This is a genomic window from Elioraea sp. Yellowstone, assembly GCF_006704265.1.
Lineage (GTDB): Bacteria > Pseudomonadota > Alphaproteobacteria > Acetobacterales > Acetobacteraceae > Elioraea.
Map to the genome: position 1 here is coordinate 49,660 of NZ_VIKA01000006.1, position 10,164 is coordinate 59,823.

The 10,164-nt window shown below is 69.9% G+C and carries 8 protein-coding genes, 2 tRNA genes and 1 pseudogene; 8 read left to right on the plus strand and 3 right to left on the minus strand.

The annotated features are described in order from the left end of the window. Window positions 1–40 precede the first annotated feature (40 nt). Window positions 41–115 (plus strand) — tRNA-Val (locus FK498_RS02265). A gap of 107 nt (window positions 116–222) precedes the next feature. Continuing rightward, entirely contained in the window at window positions 223–633 is a 411-nt protein-coding gene (rbfA, locus tag FK498_RS02270; RefSeq protein ID WP_141851193.1) for a 30S ribosome-binding factor RbfA, read from the plus strand. Window positions 634–1,031: 398 nt separating this feature from the next. On the opposite strand, the pseudogene FK498_RS20170 reads toward rbfA, so the two are convergent. Then, window positions 1,032–1,139: pseudogene (locus FK498_RS20170) on the minus strand (FkbM family methyltransferase); the annotation flags it as partial. Window position 1,140: 1 nt separating this feature from the next. Further along, window positions 1,141–1,620, minus strand: a complete 480-nt coding sequence (locus FK498_RS02280; RefSeq protein ID WP_141851194.1) for an FkbM family methyltransferase — start codon at window positions 1,618–1,620, stop codon at window positions 1,141–1,143. Window positions 1,621–1,821: 201 nt separating this feature from the next. Here FK498_RS02280 and truB point away from each other — a divergent pair, with 201 nt between their 5' ends. The 4 genes from truB to FK498_RS02300 all read left to right on the plus strand — a co-directional run bounded on the left by truB (window position 1,822) and on the right by FK498_RS02300 (window position 7,132). Beyond that, on the plus strand, window positions 1,822–2,754 hold the full coding sequence (gene truB, locus FK498_RS02285; protein WP_141851195.1) for a tRNA pseudouridine(55) synthase TruB: 933 nt from the start codon (window positions 1,822–1,824) through the stop codon (window positions 2,752–2,754). 97 nt (window positions 2,755–2,851) lie between these two features. Further along, window positions 2,852–3,121 carry a 30S ribosomal protein S15 gene (gene rpsO / locus FK498_RS02290; protein ID WP_141851196.1) on the plus strand — a complete coding sequence of 90 codons (270 nt, stop codon included), beginning with the start codon at window positions 2,852–2,854 and terminating at the stop codon, window positions 3,119–3,121. A 331-nt stretch (window positions 3,122–3,452) separates the two neighbouring features. Then, window positions 3,453–5,624, plus strand: coding sequence for a polyribonucleotide nucleotidyltransferase (pnp, locus tag FK498_RS02295; protein ID WP_141851197.1), 2,172 nt, complete (start codon window positions 3,453–3,455; stop codon window positions 5,622–5,624). A gap of 107 nt (window positions 5,625–5,731) precedes the next feature. Then, window positions 5,732–7,132: a nitronate monooxygenase family protein gene (locus FK498_RS02300; RefSeq protein ID WP_141851198.1), complete on the plus strand. Its 1,401-nt coding sequence runs from the start codon at window positions 5,732–5,734 to the stop codon at window positions 7,130–7,132. 147 nt (window positions 7,133–7,279) lie between these two features. Here FK498_RS02300 and FK498_RS02305 read toward each other — a convergent pair. Next, a tRNA-Leu gene (locus FK498_RS02305) sits at window positions 7,280–7,366 on the minus strand. 124 nt (window positions 7,367–7,490) lie between these two features. Here FK498_RS02305 and FK498_RS02310 point away from each other — a divergent pair. Together FK498_RS02310 and FK498_RS02315 are read left to right on the plus strand one after the other, a co-directional pair. After that, a complete protein-coding gene (locus FK498_RS02310) occupies window positions 7,491–8,447 on the plus strand; it encodes a complex I NDUFA9 subunit family protein (protein ID WP_141851199.1) in 957 nt (318 codons plus the stop codon). Window positions 8,448–8,650: 203 nt separating this feature from the next. Next, a complete protein-coding gene (locus FK498_RS02315) occupies window positions 8,651–10,093 on the plus strand; it encodes an NAD(P)-dependent oxidoreductase (RefSeq protein WP_141851200.1) in 1,443 nt (480 codons plus the stop codon). Window positions 10,094–10,164: the final 71 nt, after the last annotated feature.

The window sequence follows — 10,164 nt, forward strand, 5'->3', positions numbered from 1 at the left end:
ACGCGCTGGCGCGGCGCGCCCTATAGCGCGCGCTTCGGATGGGCGTGTAGCTCAGCGGGAGAGCACTGCCTTCACACGGCAGGGGTCGTAGGTTCAATCCCTACCGCGCCCACCATCAGCTCCTCTTCGTTCAAGGGTTCCAAGGGCCAATGGCCCTTGGCGGGTGCAGGGCGGAGCCCTGCCGGGGGTAAAGGGGGGCGGAGCCCCCGAAAGGATATCGCCATGAAGCCTCCCTCCCAGCGTCAGCTCCGCGTCGGCGAAGAGGTCCGTCATGCCCTTGCGCTGATCTTCGAGCGCGGCGACTTCCGCGACCCTGCCCTCGCCTCGGCCCATGTGACGGTGACGGAGGTCCGTGCCTCGCCCGATCTCAGGCACATGACGGTGTTCGTCACGCCCTTGGGCGGCGGCGACGCGGCCCCGCTGCTGGCAGCGCTGAAGCGTGCCACCCCGTTCCTCCGTGGCCAGGTGGCGAAGGCGGTGCGCACCAAATACGCCCCCGATCTCGCCTTCCGCGCGGACACGTCGATCGAGGCCGCGGCGCGGGTGGAGGCGCTGTTCCATTCACCCGCGGTGCAGCGGGATCTTGATCGAGCCTCCGACGCCTGCCGGCGGGAGGGCGGCGAGGGCGACTGATACCTGGCCGACAACGGTTCGACCTTTGCCGGCCGGGCATCAGGCCTTGGTTTTGCGCGCGGCCGCCCCTTGAGCCCCGCGCGCCATACCCTCCGCACAAAGGTCAAACCCTTGTGCTCCGGGTATGACGTTGCTGCGCCTCCAATCCGTTCAGACGCCTCGCCGCCGCAGGACGGCCCTGGCACGCCGCTCAAGTCGATCACGGCCGGGCTGATGCAACGGCCCTGGGAAGAACAGGAAGTTGTTGACGTAGAGCTTATGCCTGTTGTTCCAATCCTGGTGTTCGGAAATGTCGAATTGCGACACAGGAAGAAGATTCGAGCCGACCAGGAACCACCCTCATATCCCAGAGACGCAAAGAACCTGAACACATTGTGCGGGGCAGACGGATTTGTCGCCTTCTGTGACTCTACAAGACAAACCGGCCTTGATTCGGAAATGGTCCTATATCCGCCCTTAAGGACGGCCTCTTCATGACCCTCGACATCGATCCTGATGAAGCCCACATCACGCAAATTGATACTGTCTAGAGTCGCGGTTTTTTATGTCTATATCATCTATGCGCAATCCATCGGCAGCACCGATTAGTTTTGCTGCATTGTTTTTAGACTCTATTGATGACAGTCCATCGCACACCGCTGATTTCGTTGCCGGAACTTTCAGAATCGCAGTGCCCGCCCTATCTGAGAGAGCCGAGTCGTGAACCGTTACGTTCGATGGCAAATTTCCGCGCAGCGCGGCGGCAAGTGCCGGAAGCGGTTCAAATGCGTGGACTTCGCGACACAAGTATGCGAGCCGCCCCGCAAACATGCCCCGATTTGCGCCGATGTCGATGGCGATGCGAGCGCGATCGCAGAGCAGATCGAGCAGATGCCATTCGAGTTCGCCGGCTCGGTATCTGCGAGCCCGAAATAGCCGGAGTCTGAACTCCGCCTTGGGGCCCAGGCGTTTGGCTACAACGTCGATACAACGAGAGACAAGAAACATCCGATATGCTCTCTTCTGGACGCTATTCTAGGCGCCACGACCAGCGACCCGAGACGACCACAGGCCAGACAATCGAGCCGGGGATCGCCGGCCCGATGCGCGAAGGTCATTCCCGCCCTGCCCGATCCGCATTGTCGATCCCAGGCAGGCAGCGCCATCGTACACGACGTCGGTGAGAGAGCGATCGGGGACACTGGGTACATGGACAGACGCCGCCGCGGGCGGAAGATCGATGGCTGGCTGGTGATCGACAAGCCGGCCGGACTCACCTCGACCGACGTGGTGAACCGCCTGAAGCGCGCCTTCCAGGCGCAGAAGGTCGGCCATGGCGGCACGCTCGATCCGCTGGCGACGGGCGTGCTGCCGGTCGCCTTCGGCCAGGCCACCAAGACGGTGCCCTATGTGCTGGACGGCACCAAGGAGTACCGGTTCACGCTCCGGTTCGGCGAGGCGCGCGACACGGACGACGCGGATGGCGTGGTGACGGCGACCTCGGAGGTGCGGCCCACCGATGCGGAGATCCGCGCGGCGCTGGCGGGCTTCCTCGGCGACATCCTGCAGGTGCCGCCCCGGTTCTCGGCGATCAAGGTGGCGGGCGAGCGGGCCTACGACCTCGCGCGCGCGGGCGAGGCGGTCGAGCTCGCGCCGCGGCCGGCGCGGGTGGACGCGTTCACGCTCGAGGCGCGGCCGGACGCCGATACGGCGGTGTTCCGGGTGGTCTCCGGCAAGGGCGTCTACATGCGCAGCCTCGCGCGCGACCTCGCCGGGGCCCTCGGAACGGTCGGCCATGTCGCCGCCCTGCGTCGGCTGCGGGTCGGCCCCTTCGCCGAGGCGATGGCGGTTTCCCTGGACAGCGCCGTTGCGATGGGGCAAGAGGACGCTGCCTCAAGCCCTCTCCTCCCGGTCGAGACCGCGCTGGCCGACATCCCGGCGCTGGCCCTGACCGGGGGCGAGGCTTCACGGCTGTCGAGCGGGCAGGCGCTCTCGCTTGTCGCGTTCCTCGGCCGGGTTCCGCCCGAGGCCGATCCCGATGGCGGGATCGTCCGCGTGATGGCGGGAGGCAAGGCGCTCGCGATCGGCCGCCTGGAGGGGGGAATGCTGCACCCGGTGCGCATGCTCGCCGCCACGGCCTGAAAGGGCGCCCCGAGACCCCGAACGCCGGAGGGATCCGTCGAGATGACACCTCCTTGCGGCGAGGGCAACGCAACGGCCAGGACGAAGGACCAGCACGATGTCGATCACGGCCGAGCGCCGCACGGCGCTGATCCGGGAATTCGCGACCCATCCAGGCGACACGGGCTCGCCCGAGGTGCAGGTCGCGATCCTCTCGGAGCGGATCAGGAACCTGACCGAGCATCTGAAGGCGCATGCGAAGGACTTCCATTCGCGCCGCGGCCTCCTGATGCTGGTCGGCCAGCGTCGCCGCCTTCTCGACTACATGAAGAGGAAGGACGCGGCGCGCTACGAGGCGCTGATCAGGCGCCTGGGGCTGCGTCGCTAGGCGGGCCCCACCGGGGCAGGACCCCCTTGGCCAAGCCGGCCATCCCTGCCCAGCCTTCCGCGCGCCATGGGGGCGCGCGGCAATCCCGCTGCGCGCGCCGCGAGGGCGCGCGGGCACCAGCGAGCGCGCGGCGGGACGTTCCCGCCCGGGCGTCGCGACCCGACCGTCACGGTGCAAGGACGGCGTTTCCGGCCACATGGCGCCCGGGGCACGCGGCACGCCGCGTCACGCCCCCCTCCATGCCGCCCGAGACGCCGTTGCCCCCGCACGGGCGGCGCCGTCGCCCGACGCATGCTCCGCCGCAAGCTCGCGCGATGGAGATGAAGACCGAATGTTCCAGTTCTTCCGCAAGGAGCTGACCTGGGGCGGGCGCACGCTCGTCCTCGAGACCGGCAAGATGGCGCGCCAGGCCGACGGCGCGGTGGTCGCCCGCTACGGCGACACGGTGGTGCTCTGCACCGCGGTTGGCGTGAAGCAGGCCAAGCCCGGGCAGGACTTCTTCCCCCTCACCGTGCACTACCAGGAGAAGACCTTCGCCGCGGGCAAGATCCCGGGCGGGTTCTTCAAGCGCGAGGGCCGTCCGACCGAGAAGGAGGTGCTGACCAGCCGGCTGATCGACCGGCCGATCCGCCCCCTCTTCCCGGACGGATTCCGCAACGAGGTCCAGGTGATCGCCACCGTGCTGTCGCACGACCTCACGAACGATCCCGACATCGTCGCGATGATCGGCTGCTCGGCGGCGCTCACCCTCTCCGGGATCCCCTTCCTCGGGCCCATCGCCGGCGCGCGCGTCGGCTACATCGACGGCGCCTACGTGCTGAACCCGACCGCCGAGCAGATGAAGGAGACCGCGCTCGACCTAGTGGTCGCCGGCACCAGCGAGGGCGTGCTGATGGTCGAGAGCGAGGCGAAGGAGCTCTCCGAGGAGGTGATGCTCGGCGCCGTCACCTTCGGCCACCAGGCGATGCAGCCGGTGATCGAGGCGATCATCCAGCTCGCCGAGGTGGCGGCGAAGGACCCCTGGCCGCTGCCCGAGGAGGACGCCACGGTCGCGACCTTGAAGGCGCGCCTCGAGGCGCTGGCGCGCGGCCCGCTCGCCGAGGCGTACCGGGAGACGGTGAAGCAGGCGCGCCACGAGAAGGTGGCGGCGGCGAAGCAGGCCGCGATCGAGGCGGTGACCGCCGAGGGGCTCGATGCCGGCAAGGCGAAGGAGCTCCTCAAGGCGCTCGAGGCCGACATCGTGCGCAACGCGATCCTCGACACCGGCCTGCGCATCGACGGCCGCGACACGAAGACGGTGCGGCCGATCTATGTCGAGGTGGGGCTGCTGCCGCGCACGCACGGCAGCGCGCTGTTCACCCGCGGCGAGACCCAGGCGCTCTGCGTGGCCACGCTCGGGACCGGGGACGACGAGCAGATCATCGATGCGCTCGAGGGCGAGTATCGCGAGCGGTTCCTGCTGCACTACAACTTCCCGCCCTTTTCGGTGGGCGAGACCGGGCGCATGGGCTCGCCGGGACGGCGCGAGATCGGCCACGGCAAGCTCGCCTGGCGCGCGCTCCGCCCGCTCCTGCCGACCAAGGAGCAGTTCCCCTACACGCTGCGCGTGGTGAGCGAGATCACCGAGAGCAACGGCTCGTCCTCGATGGCGACCGTGTGCGGATCCTCGCTCGCGCTGATGGACGCGGGCGTGCCGCTGCCGCGGCCCGTGGCCGGCATCGCCATGGGGCTGATCAAGGAGGAGCGCGGCTTCGCGGTGCTCTCGGACATCCTCGGCGACGAGGACCATCTCGGCGACATGGACTTCAAGGTGGCCGGCACCGAGAAGGGCGTCACCTCGCTGCAGATGGACCTGAAGATCACCTCGATCACGCCCGAGATCATGAAGATCGCGCTCGACCAGGCGCGCGAGGGACGGATGCACATCCTGGGCGAGATGGCGAAGGGGCTGAACCGGCCGCGCGAGAGCGTCAGCCAGAACGCCCCGCGCATCACCGTGATCCACATCCCGCGCGACAAGATCCGCGACGTGATCGGCTCGGGCGGCAAGGTGATCCGCGAGATCACCGAGGTGACCGGCACCAAGATCGACATCGAGGACGACGGCACGATCAAGGTGGCCGCGACCGACGAGCGCGCCGCCAAGGCCGCGATCGACTGGATCCGTGGCATCGTCGCCGAGCCCGAGCTCGGCGTGATCTACGACGGCAAGGTGGTGAAGACGGCGGATTTCGGCGCCTTCGTGAACTTCCTCGGCTCGCGCGACGGGCTCGTGCACATCAGCGAGCTCGCCCAGGGCCGAGTGGCGAAGACCACCGATGTCGTGAACGTGGGCGACGCCGTGAAGGTGAAGGTGATCGGCTTCGACGAGCGCGGCAAGGTGAAGCTCTCCATGCGCGTGGTCGATCAGCAGACCGGCGAGGACATCACCGACAAGGTCGGGCCGAAGGGCGGGCGCCGGCGCGACGAGAAGGCCGAGGCCGAGGCGCCGGCGGCCCAGTAGCGGGGCGCGCACGGGCGGGGGCTTGCATCGGCGCCCGCCCCTCTGACCTATACTGCAACCCATGCTGGGCGTGACGTCGGAATGAACGACGCCGGACGGGAGGTGCCGTGAAGGCGCTGAATGCGATCCGCATGAGCGGAGCGGAGGTCCTGCCGCTGATCGAGGGCGGCAAGGGAATCTCGATCTCGAACGGGATCTCGTCGGGCGCCTGGGCGGCCTCGGGCGGGATCGGCACGTTCTCGGCCGTGAACGCCGACAGCTACACGCCGGACGGGCGGCTGGTGCGGCAGGTCTACGAGGGCAGGACGCGGCGCGAACGCCACGAGGAGCTGGTCGCCTTCGGCATCCAGGGCGGCATCCAGCAGGCGCGCACGGCCTACGAGATGTCGGGCGGCCGGGGGCGCATCCACGCCAACATCCTCTGGGAGATGGGCGGGGCCGAGCGCGTCATCACCGGCATCCTGGAGGGGGCGAAGGGCCTGATCCACGGCATCACCTGCGGCGCCGGCATGCCCTATCGCCTGTCCGACATCGCCGCGCGCTTCCGGGTCTACTACTACCCGATCGTCTCCTCGGCGCGCGCCTTCAACGCCCTCTGGAAGCGCGCCTACCACAAGACGCGCGAGTGGCTGGGCGGCGTGGTGTACGAGGACCCGTGGCTCGCCGGCGGACATAACGGGCTCTCGAACAGCGAGAACCCGGAGAAGCCCGAGCCTCCCTATCCGCGCGTGGTCGCGCTGCGCCGGACCATGAACGAGTTCGGCCTCAACGACACGCCGGTGGTGATGGCGGGCGGGGTGTGGTGCCTGCGCGAGTGGGAGGACTGGCTCGACAACCCCGAGATCGGCCCGGTGGCGTTCCAGTTCGGCACCCGCCCGCTGCTCACCAAGGAGAGTCCGATCTCGGATGCCTGGAAGCGCCGTCTCCTGACGCTGAAGAAGGGCGACGTCTTCCTCAACCGCTTCTCGCCGACCGGGTTCTACTCCTCGGCGGTCAACAACGGCTTCATCAACGAGCTGCGCGAGCGGAACGAGCGCCAGGTCGCCTACACCGCCGAGGCGATGGGCGAGCACACGGAAGGCTTCCCCACCGGGCCGCGCGGGCGGCTCGTCTACCTGACGCCGAAGGATGCCGCGCGCGCACGCGCCTGGACCGCGGCCGGCTTCACCGAGGCGATGCGCACGCCCGACGGCACGCTGATCTTCGTCACCCCCGAGAAGGCGGCCGAGATCCGGCGCGACCAGATCGAGTGCATGGGCTGCCTGAGCGCATGCCGGTTCTCGAACTGGGCGCAGCACGGGCCCGACTACTCGACCGGCAAGAAGGCCGATCCGCGCAGCTTCTGCATCCAGAAGACGCTGCAGGACATCGCGCACGGCGAGGACGTGGACCGGAACCTGATGTTCTCGGGCCACAACGCCTACCGCTTCGCGACCGATCCGTTCTACTCGAACGGGTTCATCCCGACGGTGAAGCAGCTCGTCGAGCGGATCCAGACGGGGGATTGAACGGGCCGGACGCGAGCCGCGGGCACCGGGCGACTCGGCCGGCCCCGTCCCTCAGCCCTCGCGTGGCCGGCTTCCGCGGCGGCGCGGCCGACGCTTGCGGCCGCACACGGCCGCAGCCCCTCGCGGCCGATGCACGCGCCGGCCGCTTGGTGCCCAGGAGAAGACTCGAACTTCCACGGCCTTGCGGCCACAGGTACCTGAAACCTGCGCGTCTACCAATTCCGCCACCTGGGCATCGGGCGCGGCGAGGCGCGGAGGATTAGCGCCCGCCACGGGGCCCGTCAACGCCGCCGCGCGCTTGTGGCGCGTCTCGCCAGCCCCTAATGCAGGGGCGCAACCAGCACGGCGGGAGCGGGCGATGCAGGCGGGCGGACGCAAGGTCGCAACGGTATTCGGCGGATCGGGCTTCATCGGGCGCTACGTGGTCAAGCGCCTCGCGGAGCGCGGCCATGTCGTGCGCGCCGCGGTGCGCGACCCGGAGGCCGCGCTGTTCCTGAAGCCGATGGGCGTCCCGGGCCAGATCGTGCCGGTGGGCGTCTCGGTGACCGACGATGCGGGCGTCGCCGCGGTGGTGTCGGGCGCGGAGGTCGTGGTGAATCTGGTCGGCATCCTGCACGAGACCCGCACGGCGACGTTCAAGGCGATCCAGGGCGAGGCGCCGGGGCGGATCGGTCGCGCCGCGGCGGCGGCCGGCGCGCGCGCCGTGGTGCACCTCTCGGCGATCGGTGCCGATCCCGCGAGCCCATCCGCCTATGCGCGCAGCAAGGCGGAGGGGGAGGAGGCCGTGCGCGCCGCCTTCCCGGGCGCGACCATCCTGCGCCCCTCGATCGTGTTCGGGCCCGAGGACGGGTTCTTCAACCGCTTCGCCGCCCTCGCCCAGTTCCTGCCCGCCCTGCCGCTCTACGGCGGCGGCGAGACCAGGTTCCAGCCGGTCCATGTCGGCGACGTGGCCGATGCGGTGATGGCGGCGCTCGACCGTCCGGAGGCGGCAGGGCGGACCTACGAGCTCGGCGGGCCGCGCGTGTACCGCTTCCGCGAACTGCTGGCCTACATCCTTGAGGTGACGGGACGGCGGCGCCTGCTGCTGCCGCTGCCCTGGTCGGTCGGCCGGCTGCAGGCGCGGCTGTTCGAACTGCTGCCGAACCCGCCGCTCACGCGCGACCAGCTTCTGCTGCTGCAGCGCGACAATGTGGTGGCGCCGGGGGCGCTCACGCTCGCCGAGCTCGGTATCCGCCCCAAGGCCCTGGAGGCGATCGTGCCCGGCTATCTGGCACGGTTCCGGCGCCGCGGCACCTCGCGTGTGGCCGCGGCCTGAAGGGTCCGCTCCGGACCTTCCTCTGCCGACGATCCGAAGGGAGAGGGCAGAGAGGCCAGCCCGACGTGGGAAAGGCCCTTTTTTCGATCCGATTCGGACCTAGTCGGGCGATTCCGCCTCGCCAGACAGCACGGTCGCGCGTATAACCCCCCTCGTCACGCGGGCCGGTGCCGGGATGCCCAGCGGACATCTCAGGGAACGCCATGGCCGAGCGGATGCTGAAATTCGTCTCCGTCCCCCAGCGCACGCCCGACAAGCGTGACGCCGCCGCGCGACGCCGCGACTGGGACGAGATCTACCGCGCCTTCTCGGCCGAACGGGCCGCCGAGCAGGCCGCGCGGTGCAGCCAGTGCGGCGTCCCCTTCTGCCAGGTCCACTGCCCGCTCGGCAACAACATCCCCGACTGGCTGAAGCTGACCGCCGAGGGTCGGCTCGAGGAGGCCTACGAGGTCGCCGCGGCCACCAACACCTTCCCCGAGATCTGCGGCCGCGTCTGCCCGCAGGACCGGCTCTGCGAGGGCAACTGCGTCATCGAGAAGGGCTACGACAGCGTCACCATCGGCGCGGTCGAGAAGTACATCACGGATACCGCCTGGGAGCGCGGCTGGATCGTGCCCCCGAAGCCCCGGCACGAGCTTCCCTTCAGCGTCGGCATCGTCGGCGCCGGGCCGGCCGGCATGGCCGCGGCCGAATGGCTGCGCCGCAAGGGCTACGCCGTGCACATCTACGACCGCTACGACCGTGCCGGCGGGCTGCTGATCTACGGCATTCCCAACTTCAAGCTCGAGAAGCCGGTGGTGCTGCGCCGTTCGGAGCAGTTCGCCGCCGCCGGCATCGTCTTCCACCAGAACTGCGCGGTCGGCCGGGATGTCGGGCTCGACGAGCTGCGCGCGCGCCACGACGCGGTGCTGATCGCCACGGGCGTCTACAAGCCGCGCGAGATCGGCGGTCCGGGCGCGGGACTGGCCGGCATCGTGCCCGCACTCGACTACCTCACCGCCTCCAACCGCAAGGGGCTCGGCGACCGCGTCGCAGCCTTCGACGACGGCACGCTGGACGCGGCCGGCAAGCGCGTGGTGGTGATCGGCGGCGGCGACACGGCGATGGACTGCGTGCGCACCGCCATCCGCCAGGGCGCCCGTTCGGTGCAGTGCCTCTACCGCCGCGACCGCGCGAACATGCCGGGCTCGATGCGCGAGGTGAAGCATGCCGAGGAGGAGGGCGTGGAGTTCGTCTGGCTCGCGGCGCCGGAGGCGTTCCTCGGCGACGGCCGGGTGCGCGCGGTGCGCGCGGTGCGCATGCATCTCGGCCTGCCCGACGCCACCGGCCGCCAGCAGGTCGAGCCGATCCCCGGCTCCTCCTTCACCCTCGAGGCCGATCTCGTCATCAAGGCGCTCGGCTTCGATCCCGAGGACCTGCCGGCGATGTTCGGCGAGCCCGACCTCGCGCGCACGCGCTGGGGCACGCTGAAGATCGACCACCGCACGATGATGACCTCGCTCGCCGGCGTGTTCGCCGCCGGCGACATCGTGCGCGGCGCCTCGCTCGTCGTCTGGGCGATCCGCGACGGCCGCGACGCCGCCGCCCAGATCCATCGCTACGTCCAGGCGACGGCCGCGCGGCCCCTCGCCGTCGCCGCGGAGTGAGCGCGATGCGCCCTTCCCTGCCCGTGCTCGGCCTCTGCGTCGGCCTCGCCGCGGGCGCCGCCGCCCTGGCC

Excerpts from the sequence above, each read along its gene's own strand:
- rbfA (WP_141851193.1), top strand. The coding sequence starts at position 223 with ATGAAGCCTCCCTCCCAGCGTCAGCTCCGCGTCGGCGAAGAGGTCCGT.
- FK498_RS02280 (WP_141851194.1), bottom strand. The coding sequence starts at position 1,620 with ATGTTTCTTGTCTCTCGTTGTATCGACGTTGTAGCCAAACGCCTGGGC.
- truB (WP_141851195.1), top strand. The coding sequence starts at position 1,822 with ATGGACAGACGCCGCCGCGGGCGGAAGATCGATGGCTGGCTGGTGATC.
- rpsO (WP_141851196.1), top strand. The coding sequence starts at position 2,852 with ATGTCGATCACGGCCGAGCGCCGCACGGCGCTGATCCGGGAATTCGCG.
- pnp (WP_141851197.1), top strand. The coding sequence starts at position 3,453 with ATGTTCCAGTTCTTCCGCAAGGAGCTGACCTGGGGCGGGCGCACGCTC.
- FK498_RS02310 (WP_141851199.1), top strand. The coding sequence starts at position 7,491 with ATGCAGGCGGGCGGACGCAAGGTCGCAACGGTATTCGGCGGATCGGGC.
- FK498_RS02315 (WP_141851200.1), top strand. The coding sequence starts at position 8,651 with ATGGCCGAGCGGATGCTGAAATTCGTCTCCGTCCCCCAGCGCACGCCC.